10 protein-coding genes are annotated in these 19,180 nt (G+C 61.2%); 6 read left to right on the forward strand and 4 right to left on the reverse strand.

Going from position 1 to position 19,180, the window contains the following annotated elements; translation table 11 throughout:
- Positions 1-655: 655 nt before the first annotated feature.
- Positions 656-3,577: a hypothetical protein gene (locus tag KQI84_09490; protein MCB2155107.1), complete on the reverse strand. Its 2,922-nt coding sequence runs from the start codon at positions 3,575-3,577 to the stop codon at positions 656-658.
- 1,025 nt (positions 3,578-4,602) lie between these two features.
- On the opposite strand from KQI84_09490, the gene tnpA reads away from it, so the two are divergent.
- The 3 genes from tnpA (at position 4,603) to KQI84_09505 (ending at position 8,835) form a co-directional block, all read left to right on the forward strand.
- A complete protein-coding gene (gene tnpA, locus KQI84_09495) occupies positions 4,603-5,055 on the forward strand; it encodes an IS200/IS605 family transposase (GenBank protein MCB2155108.1) in 453 nt (150 codons plus the stop codon).
- A 471-nt stretch (positions 5,056-5,526) separates the two neighbouring features.
- Complete coding sequence (locus tag KQI84_09500) at positions 5,527-7,401, forward strand: sigma 54-interacting transcriptional regulator (protein MCB2155109.1); 1,875 nt, start codon at positions 5,527-5,529, stop codon at positions 7,399-7,401.
- A 123-nt stretch (positions 7,402-7,524) separates the two neighbouring features.
- On the forward strand, positions 7,525-8,835 hold the full coding sequence (locus tag KQI84_09505; protein MCB2155110.1) for a DUF2088 domain-containing protein: 1,311 nt from the start codon (positions 7,525-7,527) through the stop codon (positions 8,833-8,835).
- An 82-nt stretch (positions 8,836-8,917) separates the two neighbouring features.
- On the opposite strand, the gene KQI84_09510 is transcribed toward KQI84_09505, so the two are convergent.
- Both KQI84_09510 and KQI84_09515 read right to left on the reverse strand, forming a co-directional pair.
- Positions 8,918-9,565 carry a hypothetical protein gene (locus KQI84_09510; GenBank protein ID MCB2155111.1) on the reverse strand — a complete coding sequence of 216 codons (648 nt, stop codon included), beginning with the start codon at positions 9,563-9,565 and terminating at the stop codon, positions 8,918-8,920.
- Positions 9,566-9,806: 241 nt separating this feature from the next.
- Positions 9,807-11,138 carry a diphosphate--fructose-6-phosphate 1-phosphotransferase gene (locus tag KQI84_09515; protein MCB2155112.1) on the reverse strand — a complete coding sequence of 444 codons (1,332 nt, stop codon included), beginning with the start codon at positions 11,136-11,138 and terminating at the stop codon, positions 9,807-9,809.
- Positions 11,139-11,349: 211 nt separating this feature from the next.
- Here KQI84_09515 and KQI84_09520 point away from each other — a divergent pair, with 211 nt between their 5' ends.
- The gene (locus KQI84_09520) at positions 11,350-12,285 is read left to right on the forward strand and encodes a hypothetical protein (GenBank protein MCB2155113.1); all 936 of its coding nucleotides are present in this window, start codon (positions 11,350-11,352) and stop codon (positions 12,283-12,285) included.
- An 81-nt stretch (positions 12,286-12,366) separates the two neighbouring features.
- Here the strand turns inward: KQI84_09520 and KQI84_09525 are convergent, their stop codons facing one another.
- Complete coding sequence (locus KQI84_09525) at positions 12,367-15,699, reverse strand: PDZ domain-containing protein (GenBank protein MCB2155114.1); 3,333 nt, start codon at positions 15,697-15,699, stop codon at positions 12,367-12,369.
- Between the two features lie 194 nt (positions 15,700-15,893).
- Here KQI84_09525 and KQI84_09530 point away from each other — a divergent pair, with 194 nt between their 5' ends.
- Complete coding sequence (locus KQI84_09530; GenBank protein MCB2155115.1) at positions 15,894-16,718, forward strand: CPBP family intramembrane metalloprotease; 825 nt, start codon at positions 15,894-15,896, stop codon at positions 16,716-16,718.
- 101 nt (positions 16,719-16,819) lie between these two features.
- Positions 16,820-18,889: a thioredoxin family protein gene (locus tag KQI84_09535; protein MCB2155116.1), complete on the forward strand. Its 2,070-nt coding sequence runs from the start codon at positions 16,820-16,822 to the stop codon at positions 18,887-18,889.
- Positions 18,890-19,180: the final 291 nt, after the last annotated feature.

Below are 19,180 nucleotides of genomic sequence, written 5' to 3' on the forward strand. Positions count from 1 at the left end.
TAGCTCTTGACGTAGGACATCCCAGTTTCTAGGGTATCGGCACTTGACCGAGGTTTGGCGCACGAGCTGGAGCGTCGCAGGAAGCCCCCCTGGGGCGGCCTGGATATCCGGCTCCATCGCTTCTCGAAATGGCACCGACGCGGGGGAGCGTCGGCCGGCGAAAAGCTGGACATCGTGTCAGGTGGGGACAAACGGAATCCGAGTCGAGAAATTGGCACGAGATTCTCTTAACCATGGATCATCAGACAGCGGAAAAGACAGCCGCCACAGAATCCTCTCCCAGATCGGGGCGGATTTGAGTGGCAGGAAAGACAAACAGAACCAAACTCGATGACAAGGCAGATAGTCCTAGTAATCGAATAAACAAATCGAGACCTCTCCCAGAGAAGGAGTCACTCAGGAAGTCGAAACAAAAATTTGCTCAGTCATGGTGGGCTAAACGCCAGCGAAGCGGTCCCCCGAAGTAAGATTCGGGATTTCCCTTCCTGAGAAAAGCCTCGCTCCCGAAAGGGACAAACCACTCTCCAAGTAGACTACCTACCTAAGAAACAACCTACCATTACTACCCTTCTTGGCAAGCCACCAGACTTCTTCGACCCCCGGGAAACCGGGGGCCGAAGCCTTTTTAGGCCCTTTGCCGCGATCGTGCGGGGTGCTACCGCGACGTCGCGGCGCGATAGGTTTCCAGGGAGATGGCCTCCAGGCGGGCGCCGCCATTGGGGTCCGCCTGGCCGTCGAAGCCCATCAGATCGAATGTGATCGTTAACTCCTCGGCCTCCATCTCATCCGACAGGGTCAGGAAGGCCGTGGGCGAGATTCGGCCCGGGGGAGCGGAACGCCAGATACTGCAATTTGTTGCACGGTTGTCCTTCTCGGTGATGCGCAGCCGCAACGCGGGCGCAAGGCCGTCGGCAAACCGTTCAATTCGGGCGCCCACGGCCCACAATGGGCGATCCGGCACGGCACTGGGCTCCAGCAGTGGGCTGGTCCAGGAGCCGTAGACGTCACCCGAGGAGCCGGGTTGCTGCAAAACCAGCCCGTCGGCCGCAGCGGCCGCCTCCGCTGGCCTGAAGGCGACGTCCGAGGCCGGCTGCCACCCGTGGGTCTGTCCGGCGAACTCCAGGTGCATTGTCGAGTTCGATCGATACAGATCATCCAACCAGCCGAGGTTCTCCACTTTCAGATTCTGCACGCGGATCGTTGCGCCTTCCTGGCTCCCGAGCCCCAGAAGATCGAATCCGAACGTCCATTCCTGGACGTCGGCCTCGGCCAGCAGATACTGCTGGTATTGCCGCCCCCACGGATTCGGAGATTCAAGCGCATCCGGCTGTGCGTCGATTTGTAGCAGGTCCGTCCGCGCGAATGCATCGCGATGTATCATCAGGCGGAAGCTCGGCCACTTTCCGGCGGCATCTTCCTCGGCCGCCACCGTCCAGGAAACGCGCAACAATGTCCCTTTCGGAACAGCCACCGTGCGCGCCGGCGAGACAAAGCCGCCGTATTGCCCCGGGGCGGTGAGCTGCACCTGAAGGGCACCGAACTCGTCCTTGAAGCCCGCGGCGGGAAACGCCGGGTTCGTCACACGAGACCATCCCGACGGGCCGCCGCTAAAATCCTCGGACGCCACGACGGTTGCCAGAACCGGTTCATTCCGGCAGCCATCCAGATAGCCCGTCACCTCCGGGCACGGGTCGATCACGTCGGGAAACCCGTCCTCGTCGATGTCCGTCGCCGCCGGCAGATCCTCGCCGTAGGCAGCCGTCCGATTCACCGCCGCCATGGACCGTACCGTCTCGCCGTCCGGATTCAGGACGGGCCCTTCGATCTCGACCGGCGTATTGAAGAGCCACTCGGGGTTGAAGCGCTCGGCGCCGACGTCGCGCCCGGCGACCTGGAAGCCATCCTCCTCGATTTCCCCATCGCCGTCCACATCGAAGGGCAACTCCTCGGTCTGGTACAACACCAGGCTGTTCAGGAACGTCACCAGGGCCTCGCGGTCGGCTTCGGAAGCCTTGGCGTAGGCTTCCGCCGCGGCGGCTGCTTCGCCGCCGTGTCGGCGAATGACGGCATCCAGATCGAGGCTCGCGCCATCGTGGCCGTAAGGCGCGCCATGTCCGACGCCCCACAGCGGAGGCGTGCGGAAGTGGCGCTGGATCGATCCGTCGAAGTTCAACTCGGCGAAGCCGTCGCCCATCTCGTGATGGCGGAAGTCGGAGTACACGCCAGTGAAGGTCGCCGCGCCCCGCCGAGGAACTCGCAACCCATCCTCGATCTGTGACAGGTCTTTGACCTGGGCCTCCAGGCGCCCTGCAGCCTCGTTCCAGGCGGCGCGCAGCTCGAACAGCCGGCGATCGCCCTCGAATCGGCCATAGACGTCTGTGCTGGTCGGGTTGGCCGGCTCGATCCGCCAGTCTGGGACGTGACAGGTCGTGCAGCCGAAGCTGTCCATCAGCACCCGGCCGCGGGAGGTGCGCTCCGTCGGAGGCCGCTGAGCGGGGATCGCCGCGTGGAGTAGGTAGAACTCCAGCAGATCCATCTCGCCCTGCGAGAACTCCTCCAGCACGCCGTCGCCGTCGGGATCGTCTGCGCTGATGCCCAGGATCGTGCGCGTCACGCCGGCATCCGGCGACGGCTCGACAGAGAACTGCCGCGCTCCATTGACCGAAATGCTGGCAACTCCGTCCCTATCCGGGTCGTCTGCGGCAACGCCGTCGTGGGCATCCAACCCGATGTGCGTGTGCATAGCGTTTCGGGCAAAGCCGCGCACCGTGGAGGACACAGCGCCCTCGCGGTGGCCCCAGCCGAAGATCTGCATTGTGAAGTTATAGCCGGCCACTTCCGGATCGTCGAGGCTCTCCGCGTCGGGCAGCATGTGCCCGTCGGAATCCACGTACCAGAGGCGGAGCACAGTGTTCAGGTCCGGATGGCCGTCGTGATCGGCGTCCTCATTCTTGCCGAAGGAGAGCGGCGATTCGCCCGGCGCGGGCTCGACGACCAGTTCAGCTCCGGTCATCTCCTTCAGCGAGATCCACCCATCGCGATCGGTATCGGCCTGGCCCATCAACTTCATGCGCGTCTGCAGGCCGATCATCTCGATGGCGCCCGCGCCAAACGCGCTCAGGGTCTGTCGCCCGCGTCCGCTGTTCTTGGGAATGGTCACGCCGGGTCCGGGTTCGCGCGGCACGTTCGTGTGACACGCGGCGCAACTGGTCACGTCGGCGAGCGGAAGCATTTTCGTGCGTTCGTCGCCGAGTGGCCCGCCGATGAAGTCGCCGCCGTGGCCGGTCGCGCCGTCGCGTACCCGCCACTGGCGCTGGAACAAGTCACGGCCGCGCTGGAAGGCCAGCCACGGATCGCGCCGGATGAACCAACCCGACGTCCCGGGCTCGCGCGCGTCGAAGCTCGACCGAATGCGAATGCGGCGGCTCTTGATGGAAAGGCCGCTCAAGTCCTTCGCCCGGCGATCCGACCAGCCCTCGGTGGACGTGCCGGGGCGCTCCGACAATTGCGCCGATGCCGGCCCGACCAGGGCCAGCAACACAACGATCCGGAACGCGAGGACGAGTCGATTCCTCATGACCCACCCTCGCCACGTTCCCATCCCCCCGGCAACGGGAATTGGGCGCGATGTGTCGCGCCGTTGGCGCTCGGTGTTCTTGCGCCCGTTACCTGGGGTTGGCACCCCAGGCTGGTATGCGGCGCGCCCTCGGCGCTTGCGTAAGATCTGAGGACAGGTGGGTAGCGAGGGGTTGAAAGGTTGGCGAAGACTCGACACACCCACCTGTGCCGAGGGGATGGGCGGTGCACATCAAGCGCTCGCCCTTCTCCAATGGAGCGCCATCGGCGCGGAGCATACCAGCCTGGCGCGTTTAGCGCCAGGTACCGTGAGCGCAAGAGGTCGAGGGCTGAAGGCCCGACCGATCGAATCTGAAGGAGCGCCATCGGCGCGGAGCATACCAGCCTGGCGCGTTTAGCGCCAGGTACCGTGAGCGCAAGAGGTCGAGGGCTGAAGGCCCGACCGATCGAATCGCAACCAATCCGTCGATGCGTCGCGCCTTTAGCGCTCGGTGTTTTGGCGCCCGTTACCTGGGGTTGGCACCCCAGGCTGGCATACGGCGCGCCCTCGGCGCTTTGCGTGGGCAGAGACGATGCGTGGTTGGGGAGTGAACCAAACGTCACCGGAAGCTCCCATGAGTAGATGATCGCTTGGGAGCTATTCCAAGGAGCGAGTACGATGCGCCTTTGGCGCTTGCGTGGGTAAGAGCGGTTGCTGAGCGGAGGAATTCCGAAGTTCAGGGCCGCGTCTCTCAAGGGGCCCCTCGGTATCGCTGAAGGAGCGCCATCGGCGCGGAGCATACCAGCCTGGCGCGCTTAGCGCCAGGTACCGTGAGCGCAAGAGTTCGAGGGCTGAAGGCCCGACCGATCGTTGAGAGATCATCCCGCGTCTCTTGGGCCACCCGATTGGGCGATTGACACTTTCTCACAAGCCATTCGACCTTGGTTGGTGAAAACACCATCTGCGCAGAAATTGCCAGCCTGGCGCGCTTGGCACCAGGTACCATGAACATAGGAGTTGGAGGGCTGAAGGCCCGACCCGTCGCGATGCCTCAATCATTGAGTTTGATCCTGATTCACGTGATCTTCAGTACAAAGGATCGTCGCCCTTTCATCGATCACGCGAACCGCCAGGCCCTCCACGCATACATGGCAACTATCGCGCGAAACGAGGGGGCCGAGTGTTATCGCATCGGCGGAGTTGAAGATCATGTTCATCTGGCGATTCGTCTCCCCCGAACAATGGCAGTGGCCGACTTGATTCGGCAGATCAAGGCCAGTTCATCGAGTTGGATGAAGGAGCAGTCAAAGGATCTCGCAGTCTTTGCGTGGCAGCGGGGGTATGCGTGCTTCTCAATCAGCCCGCAGTATCGGCAAGAGCTCCTTGAGTACATCGATAATCAGGAAGAGCATCACAGGTCGCGAACCTTTCAGGAGGAGCTTCGGGTGTTCCTCAGTAAGTACGAGGTCGATTATGATGAGGCCTACGTCTGGGATTAGGGAGTGTGCGATGGACCGCGCTTTCAGCGCTCGGTGTTTTGGCGCCCGTTACCTGGGGTTGGCACCCCAGGCTGGTATGCGGCGCGCCGTTGGCGCTTGTGTGTAGAGGCGATGCGTGGTTGGTGAGAAGGCCAAAGGGTAGCGAAGGCCCTCGTATGCAGATGAGCGCTCTTGAGAACACCCTCGGGGTGAATGTGGTGATCCTCGGCGCACGCGCAGGTGAGAGTCTGGGTGATTGGACGTCTGGCGCCCCCGACGAAGCGCCATCGGCGCGGAGTATACCAGCCTGGCGCGCTTAGCGCCAGGTACCGTGAGCACAGGAGTCGGAGGGCTGAAGGCCCGACGGATCAGCGCCCCGCCCTCCTTTCGGCTTGCCGTCTCTCCAAAGCCTCCCGATTCTGTGCATACAATCGCTGCAGGAGGTATCCGGCGATCGCGACGTTACTTGGGATTCGGGGGCCGCTGACTGGGATGCGGCTTGAATTGGGCGATGTGACTTGCCTCGGGCGCGCCGAGGAGATGGATTTGGTATTGCCCGATGCCGCCGTCTCTCGCGAGCACGCGCGCATTCGCCGACGCAATCTAAGCTGGATTCTTGAGGACGCCGGAAGCCGCCACGGCACGTTCGTAAATACGGACCGCGTCGATGGCCAGCGCCCGCTGCTGAAGAACGACGTCATTCAAGTCGGGCACTCGCTGTTTCTGTTCGACTCCGATTTCGACATCCAGAACGCGGATTTCTCCGACCGGTCCGTGTACTTCGCTCAGCCTCACGATGAGACGGTCGAGGTGGCGCCGGTTGCCGTCCTGTCGCGTACCGAGGTGGGCGGTCCCGAGCCGACCGACGCGGGGATGGATTTCGTCGTTCAGCTCGGCGAACTGTTCGACTCCGCGCGCGTCAGTTTTGCAGATTCGCTGAACCATGCGTGCGAGCGCCTGGCGCAGTTGTTCCGCACGGATCAGTTGGTTCTGCTGCTGTGGGATACGGCGGCGCGGCGGCTGCGCGTTTCGGTCGCGATCTCGCGCGACGAGCGCATCCTTGCCGACTCCGCGGTGATTCAGAAGACTTTCCACGAGCGCAAAGCGATGCTGATCAGCGACCGGCCGGACTTGGCGGCGCCGCCTTCACCGGATGCGCCGAAGGCTCCGGCGAGTCGATCGATCCTCGCGGCGCCCCTGGAAATCGACGACACGGCGATTGGCGCGCTGTACCTCGAGCGCCAGGAGTTGGATGCCTACTCGCTGCTGGATTTGCGGAATGCTCGCGCCGTTGCAAAGCTGATGGCCGTCTTCATCGAGTCGCGCCAGAAGGCCGAGGCGCTTGCGCTGCGGATACGCTACGCCGGGCCGGAGTCCGACATTGTCGGCACGAGCGCGCCACTGAGGAGAGCTCTGGAGACGGTTGCGAAGCTGGCGCCTACCCCCGCCACGGTTCTGCTGGTGGGGGAGACGGGCACAGGCAAGGAGTTGTTTGCGCGGCGGATTCACGACTTGTCGCCGGCCGGCCGCGCGGGTGCGCCGTACATCGCAGTGAACTGTTCGGCGATTCCGGAATCGCTGTTCGAGTCGCAGTTGTTCGGTCACGAAAAAGGATCCTTCACCGGCGCGATTCGGATGCAGCGCGGGCTGATCGAGCAGGCGAACGGCGGCACGCTCTTCTTGGATGAGATCGGCGAGATGTCGCTGGCGATGCAGCCGAAGCTGCTGCGTTTCCTGCAGGAACGTGTGTTCACTCGTGTGGGTGGGACGAAACCCATTCGCGCGGATGTGCGACTGGTGACGGCGACCAACCGGGATCTTCTGGAGGAAGTGCGCGCTGGGCGTTTCCGCGAGGACCTCTATCATCGAGTCGCCGTGATCCCGATTGAGCTGCCACCGCTCAGAGAGCGCCGTGCCGATGTTGCGCCCCTGGCCGACCATTTTCTTCAGCTTCACGCCAAGAAACTCGGCAAGCAAATCGTCGGCATCAGCGCCGAGGGGATCATCTCGTTAGAGAAATACGACTGGCCGGGGAACATCCGAGAGCTCTCCAATTGCATCGAGCGAGCGGTCCTTCTTTGCGATGATAAGGTGGTTCTCCCCAGGCATCTAAGCCTTCCGTTGGCGGGCCGGATGGTATCCGCGTCGCCTTCGCAGGGCCCAGGCGCGGCGCCGACGCCGCTTCCCATCACGCCATCTCGGCCGGCGGCCGGTTCGGACTGGCCCCTGTCTCGCGTAGAAGCGGAACACATCGCCCGGGTCCTGGAGGCGAATGGCCACAACCAGGTGCAGGCAGCGGAGGTGCTGGGGATCCACCGAAATACGCTGCGCAAGAAGATCCGGGAATACGATCTGAAGTCAGAATGACGGCGGATTGCCGGGAAGCCCGGTCCCGGCGGGGAATGAAAAACTCCCTGCTCTCCGGCGTTGACGACCCCTCTTTGTTCCCCTAAGAACCAAGGATGTTCTCATGCGACCGGAGTGCCGCTCATGCACGTAAAACTGCCGTTTGGCGATGACATGCTCCCCGTTGATGTTCCGGACAACTGGATCAACGGGCGTTGTTATCGTTCCCACCGCTACGAACAGGCAGGAGACGAGCGCGCCGAGTTGCTGGCTGCTTTCAACGATCCGATCGGGATCGATTCGTTCGAGCGCCTCGTGGCCGGACGATCCAACGCGGTCGTGGCGATCGATTCCTCCGCGCCGGGGTTGTTCCCGGAGTTCCTGGGCGAGTTCCTGGAGGAGTTGGAAGAGGCGAGCAGCCTCGATGCAAAGGACATCCTGGTACTTCTAACGAATTTCTACTGGAATCCCAGCGGCCGTGAATTGATCGAGGAACTGGTTCCCCAGGACATCCGCGACCGCTATCCCGTGGCGTTGCATGATCCGACGGACTACGGTGCTTCCCGCGAGATCGGCAATGTGCTCGATCATTATCCGCTGCGCATCAACACGGGCTACCTGGATGCGGATCTGAAGATCGTGATCGGGCCGGTGTATCCGCATCTGCTCCGCGGCTTCAGCGGCGGCCGCGCCGTGATCACGCCGGGGCTTGCGAACGAAGATACGCTGCGCCACATGTACAGTTTCGAGAACGTTTCCGACCCGAATGTGGTTTATGGGATCATTCGTGACAATCCGTTCCACAAGGCCGGCCTCGATGCGATGGGCAAGGCCGGGTGCGATGTGGCGGTTTCCGTGATGATGACGCCAGAGGGCAAACTATCGCGCGTTGTCGTCGGCGAGCCGGGCCAGTCTCACATCGCGGCCGTCGGCATGGTTCGCGAAATGATGAACGTGAGCCTGAAGGAACCGATGGACATCGTGGTGACCGGCGGCGGGGGAGCACCCCACGACGCGACGGTTCTCCAGATGGTGAATGTGCTGTCGGCCGTTCTGCCCGCCTTGAAAGACGATGGAACCATCGTCCTGACGGCGAAGCTGGCCGATGGGATTGGTCCCGACCCGCTGCGCGATATTCTTCTCCATTGCGACGGGCCGCGTAGCTTCCGCGAAAAATACAGCAAGCCGGAGAACTTCACGCCCGGGCAGTGGGTGGCGCAGGTGTTCTACCAGATTCTCGCCAAGCATGAAGTGATCGTTTTGGCAGACGGCATGAGCGAAGACGAACTGTGGGCCACGGGCATGACGCCAACGAGCGACTTGCAGGAAGCCGTCGAAGTCGCCATGCAAGGTCACGGACAGCGCTGCAAAATCTGCGCGCTTCCGGACGGACCGTTTACGCTCGTCACGGTCGCTCCGCCATCCGGCGCCCGGACCCCGGGAATCCCTGGCTGATTGACCTTGGTTATATCAAAACGAACTGCACCCGCCTCGGCCGAGGCGGGTGCAGTTCGTTTAGGAGTTTGGTAACTTGCGATTACTTCTTCACAACCTTCGCGCTGCGGTGTGACCCCTGGACTTTCCAGCCGCGCGGGAGAAGGCGTTTGCCGAACGTTGCCGAGCTGTTCAAGTCGACCGCGCCAAAGACGGCAGACTTCGAACCGGGCAATGTCATTTTGGCAAGCTTGTCGCGCAGTGTGCTGAACGCGACGCCCTTGGGATAGGACTTCAACGCGTCGGCGACGTATTTGCGCTTCGTGTCGATATCGACGCGCTGCTTGCGGCCGCTGCTCTTCTTTGCGGCGGCTTTCTTGACGGGCTTCTTGGCAGCGGGTTTTCTGCCTCTCGCCTTCTTTGTCTTCTTCGCCGTCGGTGCCTTTGCAGGCTTGGGCGCGGTGGGAGCTTTGGCTTTGCCGGAGCGATTCGCGAGATCGGCCTTCAGGCCCGCAAGAACCTCTTCCAGGTTAGCCTCTTTGGCTTGAGCCTGCTCGCGAGCGATGCGGGCCTTCTCGAGTTCGTCAGTCTTCTCTTCGATCGCCTTCTCCAACATCTCGCGATACATCTCGGCATGCTCCTTTTCGAACTGGGCTTTTTGTCTTTCCAATTCGACAAGAAGCTCAACAGCCGGACGCATGCGCGCCGGAGCGGCTTTGGGTGCAGCTTTCTTCCGAGCTTTTCTAGCCATAATACTATGTCCTTCGTTGAGAGTATTGTATTCCATCAGGATGCAAGGATAGTAGACGCGCGCAAGCGGCAGGGTGTCCAGCGCAATCCGGTTCATCCTGTGGAAAGTTCAACATGAAAAGAATGTTCACTTTCCGAGCTCGCACTGAGCGAAAATGGGAAAGATAGCTTATGAGAATTAGAATACCCCCGGGTTGAAAACTCCAACCCGGGGGTATCGATTTGTTGATGCAGAATCGAACTTACTTCTTCGGGGCAAACTTCAAAATGCCCTTCACAGGAAGTTCGCCGAGCAGCGGACGGCACCATTCAATGAACTCGGGGGTGACGTCGTTGCCGGCTTCGTTGATGTACTTGTCTTCCATCGGGCGATACTGCTTCTGGCCCTTCGGGAAGTTGACGCCGGAAACATCTTCCAGCGCTGCACGGAACGGCTCGGCCAGGTACTTACCATAAGCCGTATCGACACGGCGGATGCAGACGGAACCGTCGATGTCGCCAATCATGGCCATCTTGACGGCGGCTTCGCCGACTTCACGCGCTTCGAGCGCATCGACTTCGCTGACGACGCCTGCCATCGAGCGCTGTGCGTAGCCCAGCGTGTCGGCGCGGATACGGAACTTCTTCTGGTACTTGTTATAGAGATAGATCTTCGTCGCCGCGGCAAAGAAGTCCGCCAATGCACCAGAGCCGGAAAGCTGGGTGTGACCAAAGGCATCCTTCTTCGCGCCGCCGGAGAGATCCTCAACCTTGCCGGCTGCGTCGAACAGGCCGATGATCGCTTCCATGCCGAGTTCCTTCAATTCCTCGCGAATACGATCGCTCTGCAGGAACAGGTTTCCGTCCAGGTCGGCGACGCCTTCGCTGATCGCGATCAGGGCGCGGCCGTGTTCCTGGTAGGATGCATCGATGTCGTCGAGAATCTGCTTCAGCGTGTACGTACGCTCCGGCAGGTAAATCTTGTGCGGCCCGTCGCCCGGATTGACGCGCGCCAACGCGGACGCGGCGGTCAGCCAGCCGGCATTGCGGCCCATGCAGATGTCGATCTTGATGCCCGGCAACGCGCGGTTGTCGAGATCGTTGCCCATGAAGCAATTCACAACGTACTTCGCGGCGGACGCATAGCCTGGGCAGTGATCGGTGACGAGCAAATCGTTGTCGACGGTCTTGGGAACGTGGAAAACGCGGAGCTCATAGTTTGCTTCGCGCGCGATCTTGTTAATGATGCCGGCGGACAGAGCGCTGTCATTGCCGCCGATATAGAAGAAGTAGCGGACGCCGTGTTTTTCGAAAATCTCGAAGATCTGGCGGCAATCTTCTTCCTTCGGCTTGAAGCGGCACGACCCGAGGCCGGCGCTGGGGGTGGCGGCGATCGCTTCCAGATTGGAATCCGATTCCGCGCGGAAATCGATGAAGTCCTCCCGCAGAACGCCCTCGACGCCATTGCGAGCGCCGTAGATGCCCTCGATGTCCGGGTGCTTCATTGCTTCCTTTACCACGCCGATCAGCGACTGGTTAATCACCGCGGTCGGGCCGCCGGACTGTCCGACCACCAGGTTTCCTTTGACTGCCATGTGCACAACTCCTTCCGATTCGGTTTCCGATCAAGGGAGCCTCTCCCCTCCGGATTCGGGGGGATATTGGACAGCCCCCCGCCCGAGCGCAAGGCCGGAGCCGAGATTTTTCTCGAAAATGCCACAGACAGTTATAAAGCAATCGGCTTGCACCTCAATCGCGCACAAGGCAAGCGATGAGAGTCGGTCCAAATTGCATTCGGAGATGTTCATGTCCTTACGTCGCACCGCAACTTTCGCGTTCCTTTTGCTTCTTGTTCTTGGATCTGTCGGGTGTTCGATCATCGACGACGACAAGATCTTTGCCGATTTTCCCGCTCCCGGTCCGGGAGAAATGATCAATTCGGAGCTGTGGGATCAGGTCGAAGGCACAGACAGCGTTCACCGTTCTTCCCACGCGAAGACGTGGCCGTTGCCGTGGTTCTTTTCGCTGCATGATTTTGCCATTTCGCGCGAAGCCGCCAGTCGTTTCGATTTCGCCTGGTACGACCTTGGAAATCCGCTGATCTTCCTGCCGGTGTATGTCTCCGCCGGTCAGGCATTCTACGAGGCCGGCGACCATGAACCGATCGGAGAGGCACACCTCTTCTGGACACCATTCTGGACCTCCGCCAAGACGCGCAATCCGCAGGCCCTCGGGTCGAATCTGAATGCGTGGGGAGTTCCACTGTTCGTCTCGCACGTTGGGGGCAATCTTCGGAATGGCGATTTCTCTCTGACGAATATTCTTTGGACGCTTGGGCCGATGGTGATGTCCTACGAAACCAAGTCCGGAAACGGTGGTTATGTTGCGACACCATTCCTGCTCGGCGGACTGCTGGGGTCGATCCTCTGGGCGGACTTCGATATCCGCGAGGACCAGAATCGCATCATCGGTCACGGGCCGCTCTTCTCCTACCTTGGGTATTCGGACGTCACCTCGCAGTATAGACACAAGGTCAAGAAACAACGCATGGTGATTCTCGGCATCCTGTGGTTTGATCGTTCGCTGAGCGATCTGAAGAAGAACCAGGTCATCAATTCCTCCCACGGCCCGCTGTGGGGGATGTTCGGTTGGGGGCGAAAGAACACCGCGCCGACTGTGCGATTCCTCTGGATTCCAATTCGCGTCGGAAGCGGCGCCGCGGAAGAAGGCCAGAGGCAGTAGTCTCGTGTCTCCAGAAATGAAAACCGCCCGCTCTCGGAAGTTGAGAGCGGGCGACTTGTTTTTAGGAATTGCGACGCGAAATCAGGGACGACCCATTCCGCTGCGATCGCGGTACTTGGGAACCGGCGGCTTCTCGTAACGGTTCTCCTTGATCTCTTTCAGCATCAGATCGATCGCGGCATCCAGTTGCGGGTCGCCACCATTGATCATCTCTGCCGGATCATCGACGACTCGAATGTCAGGTTCGACACCCCAACCTTCGATTACCCATTCGCCCTCTGCGCTGTAGGTCGCGCGTGTCGGCACGGTGATCGAGCCGCCATCGATCAGTTCGGGATTGCCGGTCAGGCCGACCACGCCGCCCCACGTCTTTGTGCCGATCAACTTCCCAACGCCGGCAACACGGAAGTAGTACGGGAACAAGTCGCCACCGGAGCCGGCGCGGCCGTTGATCAACATGCACTTCGGTCCGAAGTGCGCATCGCGCGGGGTCGACGGCGGATCGTCGTAGCGCGATGGGCGATAGCTGCGCACCTGGCGATTAAGCAATTCGACAAAGCGGTTCGGATCTTGTCCGCCACCGTTCCAACGCTCATCGATAATCAGCGCAGCCTTGTCGCGTTGCATCTGCAGCTGGCGAACCAGGTCATTCTGGCCGGCGATCTGTGTATTCGGAACGTAGATGTAGCCGACCTCGCCGTTTGTCCTCTCGTCGACGTAGGAGCGCTTCAGTTCAATCCAGGCGCGATAGCGCAAGTCGCTGTCGCTCCGCAGTGGCTCGACAAGCACTTCGCGCGCGTCGTCATCGATCTCCGGCTTCTCGCTGACGGTGATCGTAACGGTCTGTCCCGCAATGCCTTGGAACGATGCCCAAGGATCCATGGACGTATCGAGAGACACGCCATTTACGGCAAGCAGATAGTCGCCTTCCTTGACGTCAACGCCGGGCTGGCTCAATGGTCCGCGGGCATCGAGATCCCACGGTCCGCCCTCGTAGATCTTGGCGATACGATACGCCCCGTTCTCCAGCGTGAAATCGACGCCCAGTTCGCCAACGGATGTACGGTCGGCTCGTTCCACATCGCCGGAGCCACCCAGATAGGAGTGCGAGACGTTGAGTTCGGCGATCATTTCGCGGATAATGTAATTCAGGTCGGAGCGTGTCACGCAATCGGCCAGCATCGGCTCGTATTGCTTATACACACCGTCCCAATCCACACCGTGCATACCCGGATCGTAGAAGAAGTCGCGATACAGCCGCCACACATCGGTGAAGATCTGATGCCACTCTTCGCGCGGACGAATTTCCACATCCATGCCCTTTGTGGAAACCGAGTCCTTCAGCGACTGCCCAGCCTTTGCATCGACAACATACGCACGACTGCCGCGCCAGAAGAGCAGCTTCTTCCCATCTGCGGACATCGAGAAATTGCCCTCGTCCGCAACGGCTTCGGCCTTCGGCTCGTCGTCTTCAATATTGATCGTGAACGTCTTTGTTTCTTCGCCTTCCGCGTTGCGTGTGTAGAATAGCGCACCGCTGTCGCCGACGCAGAGGTTGAAATAGCCGCCCTTTTCAACCGGCAGCAACATCGCGCGGCTTTCGAAGCCTTCGAGATCGATCTCGAGCGGCTTTTCCTCTTCCGCTTCTTCTTCCTTCTCTTCTCCTTCTTCCTCAGCTTCCTCAGCCTCATCTTCTTCCGCTTCAGCCTCTTCTGTTTCGACCTCGGCGGCTTCGTCCTTCTCTTCTTCCCAAGTCACTTCATCGCTTTCCGGCAACCAGGGAGATGGGACGTCATTCCTCAGCGGCACAACAACCAGCTTATCTGTGTCTGGATAGACGAATCCATCACCGGCATAATGATAAACCGGATCGGTGAATTCGCGCAGGCTCGCGAAGTACAGGTACTTCCCTTCGCGATCGAACGTCGGCCATGTGTCGAAGTAGAAACCGGACGTTACCTTGGTCGAATCTTCCGACTCCATGTTGTAGAGATAGATCGCCCAATTGCCGTTCGGCTGTTCCTTCGTATAGGCAAACCACGCGCAGTCTTGCGACCAACTGGTGTGCGAACGATTCGCGCCCTTGTCGCGATCGACAACCTTCGTCATCCCATCTTCAACGGTCGTGATGAAGATATTCCCGGCGTAGTCGGAATAGGTGATGAACTTCGAATCCGGCGACCACTTCGGATTGAAGCGGAATCCATCGCCTAGATCAGTCAGCGTGCGGGTTTCGCCCTTGCCGTCGGACTGCGTGATGGTCAGCTCGTAGTTTCCACTCTCATCGGAGAAGTACGCGATCCAGCGCCCGTCGGGGCTCCACGCGGGGAAACGCTCGAAGGCGCCATCGGTGCGTGTCAGGTTTCTCGCGACGCCCTTCTCGACCGGCATCGACCAGATATCGCCGCGCGCTTCGATCGCCACGCGTTCGCCGGCCGGCGAGACGGAGCCGCCCTGGATGAAGTCGCTCGCATCCACCAGCGTCGGACGCAGATTCGGCCGGTCGCCGGGGATTGTGATTTCCACTTCGCGCGTTTTGCCGTTCTTCAGGTCGAGCACATTGAGGCTGGCGCCGTATTGATAAACGATCTCGCCACGCCCCTTCGGCCCTGGACCAATCGCGGGGAATCCAACGTCGTAATCCGTGTAGTCAGTCAGTTGTTCGCGCTTGTCCTTCTTCGGATCGAACGACCAAATGTTGTAGCGATAGCCTTCGCCCGCATCGCTCAAGTAGTAGACGATCCCGTCATGCCACATGGGCTGACCGTCTGTGCCTATCCAGTCGGTGATCTGTCGAGAGGTGTTGTCCTTCAAGTTGAAGAGCCAGACGTCTGTCGCCTGGCCGCCGACGTGGCGCTTCCAGGTGCGGAACTTGCGCGAACCCCACGGCGTGTAGGCCAGCCACTCGCCATCGGCGCTGATCGTTCCGTCCGCACCGTACGGCACAGGCAGCGCCTCGGGCAGTCCGCCCGTCGGCGACACGGTGTAGAGGCGCTCCTGCTGCGAGAGGCCCATCAGATCCCACGCGTGGAAGACCAGTTGGTTCGTCTCTGTCCAATCGGTCAGGAATTCAAGTGCCCCGTGGTGCGTGATGCGCTCGGGAACACCGCCCGTGATCGGCAGCGTGTAGATGTCCGAATTGCCATCGTAGTTGGCGACGTAGGCAATCGTCTGGCCATCCGGGCTGAATCGGGGAAAGAGTTCGCCGCCCACGGGACTCGCCAGCGGTGTGGCGACGCCGCCCTCTCGCGGAACCAGCCAGATGTCCTGGGCGTAGGAGAAGACGATGTTCTCGCTGCTGATATCCGGATAGCGCAGCATGGCGCCATGGGGTGTAATTTCCGCCGCGGCCGGCACAGCCAGCCCCGCGGCGAGCGTGGCGGCCAGAGCCACCAGACCTCGCGATAGATCCATTATCGACTCCAAGAAAAGAGAATCCCGGCCGCGCGCACGCTACACTTCCTCCCACCTCCGACATCGCAGCCGAACTTTCTTCTACGCATCCGCGGGCGGGAGCCTTCACGGCGGGGACGGCCACCCCCGGAAAAGCTTGTCCTCGGCCGGTGGCCAGGGGATGACTTCTGCACGACATCGATGCCGGGGTTGCAATGCCGCTTCTATCGCCAGATGACTATGTTTCCGCCGCCCAGACTGTTGCTCAACTGAGCGCGCTGGGGGCCGTGGTTGGAGCGAGCATCTGGATGATGGCGCGACCGCAGATCGTTGGGCAGTGGTTGGTGGGCAATCGGCCGGTGCGGCGCTCCCTGGTAGCCGGGGTCACCCTGATGGTTCTCGGGTCGGTTTGCGCGGCCCTGGCAGTCTGGGTGGGGGGCGTTGAGAAGGTCTTCATGACTCGAACGCTGGGGACGTGGGTGATGCTGGCGGCGGCGGCCTGCGCGTTGCCGGCGGCGTTCGACATGGATCGCCGATCGCGCAAGGGCGGCCTGCCGCCCAAGCCCGTCTGGCAAATCGGCATCCTGGCGGGGACCGGGGCCGTCATCATCGTGTCGCTGCTTTGGTTCTGGGTCGCGGGGCTGCTGTTCAATGTCCAGGGAACCGAGGTTTTCGCAGGCCTGCTGGTCCTCGGCTGGCAGTTCCCCACGCTGGTCATTCTGGCACTGCTGGCCGCGCCAATCGAGGAATTGATCTTCCGCGGGGCGCTGCAGGGCCTGCTGGAGCGTATCTGCGCTCGGTTCGGATGGCCCGCCTGGTTGGCGGTGGTCGCGGCAGCGGCATTGTGGGCGCTGGGGCATGCAGGCATGGTGACGCCCGACGGTATCAAAGAAGGCCAGATACTGGCCATCGGGCTCATGCTGGGTTTCGCGCGCCGACGGTTCGGACTCGAGGGCGCTATCGCGATTCACCTGGGGTTGAACATGTGGACGCTCTTGATGCAGTTTGCCTTGAATTTGCTCGGGTTAGGGGCACAGTAGGCAGCGCCTTCCGCAACGGGCGCGGGTTTTGCCTATCTCTTCACCAAGCCGCCCACATTCGGGCGGCGCTCATCGATCTGGAACACAGGAAACGGAGTCTCATGCGCGTACGCTTCCCGTCGCTTCTCGTCCCCATTCTACTTCTGCTCGCAGCGCTGCCCGGCGCGGCCCTGGCCCAGGGATTCGGCAATCTGTCGAACTTCCGGTACCCGGCCGAGGTCTCCGCCGCCTTCACGCCGAGCGTCGCTCTTCCCGGCGAAGAGGTTCGCCTGGATGTGACCGTGGACCTGAACGAGGGCTATCACATCTACGCAATGAACCTCGGTGCCGCAGGGCCAGTTGCGACGGCGATCACAATCGGCGACAGCACCGGGGTCGACGCGATCGGCGAATGGGAGGAGCCGGCTCCTGAGACCAAGTTCGATCTCGGCTTCCAGGTCGACGTGAGTTATCACGAAGGCAAGGTAACATTCTCGCGCACCTACAAGGCCCAGGACATCGAGCCGGGCGAGTACAAGACCGACGGCACGATTCTGATCCAGATCTGCGACGCGACGAGTTGCCTGCCGCCGCGCAAGATGCCATTCAGCGCAGACATGATGATCCGCATGGGGCGCGAAGCCGCAGCGGCAGCCGCCACCGAACCCACGGCCACGCCGACACCCGAACCCACCCCCGTCGTGGAAGAGGTGATCGAAGTCGAAGAGCCCGCCGTCGTGGTCGTCGAATCGGACGACTCGCTTCTCGAGCCGCCCCCGATTCCGGGCACGGTCAATCGCGTTTCGTCGCAAAGCAGCGGCAGCGAACTGGCACGCGCCGGTATGGCCGGGCTGGCCGGAGCGGCCTTTCTGCTCGGCCTGATTTCTCTGCTTACGCCGTGCGTTTTCCCGATGATCCCGATCACGATTTCGTTCTTCACGAAACGCGCCGCTTCCACGCGCGCCAAGCAGGTCGGTTTGTCGTCCATCTACGCGGGCTCGATCGTGGCAGGCTTTGCGATCCTGGGATTTGGGCTGGCTGTTGCGATGCGGTTATTCGGCTGGGGAGTCGAACGCGCCGGCGCCATCAACCAGTTGGCGGCCAATCCATGGCTGAACCTCGGGCTTGCGGCGTTGTTCATCGTGTTCGCGCTCAGCCTGTTCGGCTTGTTCGAAATGCAACTGCCATCCAGTTGGACGCAGAAACTGCAGAAGCGTTCCTCCGGCCGAACGGATGCGATGGGCGCGATGCTGATGGCGATCGTGTTTGTGATCGTGTCCTTCACCTGCACCGGCCCGATCGTCGGGCCGCTGATTGTGCTGACGCTCGAGGGCCACTGGCTGAAGCCGTTCGTTGGCCTGACGGCTTACGCTGTCGGCTTCTCGCTACCGTTCTTCGTCTTGGGCCTTGTGCCACAGGCGATTTCCGCACTGCCGAAGTCCGGCGGCTGGTTGAACTCGACCAAGGTTGTGATGGGCTTCCTGGAACTGGCTGCCGCGCTTAAGTTCCTTTCGAACAGCGATCTCGTCTGGAGTTGGAACTTCTTCACGCGCGAGATCTTGCTGGCGACCTGGGTCACGATCTCCTTCCTGACGACGTTGTATCTGATCGGAATGGTTCGCCTCCCGCACGACCCCGAGAAGAGCGCCGTCGGACCGGGGCGGCTCATGCTCGCCATCGTCTTCGGAACGATTTCGCTGTATCTGACGGTTGGTCTGTTTGGTGGCCGGCTGCACACGTTTATCGAATCCTATCTGCCGCCCGACGCGGCTTCGAGGCGCGGAGGCACGACGGTCGTTGTGGCCGGTGGAGGCCACGCCGAAGTGGAAGAACTCGATTGGATTCTGAATGACTACGAAGCCGCACTGGCGCTCGCGAAGAAGGAGAACACGCCGCTGTTTGTCGACTTCACCGGGTGGACATGCACAAACTGCCGCCTGATGGAGAAGGAGATGTTCCCGCGTCCGCGCGTGAACGAGCTGCTCGAGAAGTACATTCTCGTGTCGCTGTACACCGACGACAAGGACGTGGGGGAGAAGTACCAGCGCATGCAGGCGGAGCGCTTCGGCACATTCTCGCTGCCATTCTATGCAATCGTGACTCCGGACGAGGAGACGGTCGCAACCTTCAGCGGATTGACGCGCAACGAAGATGAGTTCGTCGACTTCCTTCGAGCTGGGCTGGGAACCTGAGAGGTGCGAAGGAAGCCGATAAGCGCCTGCCCCCGGAAGTGGGAAGTCTTCCGGGGGCAGGTCTTTGGGGGGGATCGTTACCCAGGGAGGGTACGCTTCTGTTCGGCCGCGCGGCCAATTCGTCTCCTGATCCTCTGCAGTCAAGAGGGCCGCACGGCCAAAGCACGGCCGCGCGAACGCAGTCAGCCTTGGAAATCATCATCATGTCAGGGAACTGTTTTCGGAGATGGTCTCACATCGGTCGACGGAGACCATGAAAAGCGATGACTGCCTGCCGAATCGTTCCCAATC

It is taken from the genome of bacterium (assembly GCA_020444065.1).
In the GTDB taxonomy this organism is placed as follows: Bacteria; Sumerlaeota; Sumerlaeia; order SLMS01; family JAHLLQ01; genus JAHLLQ01.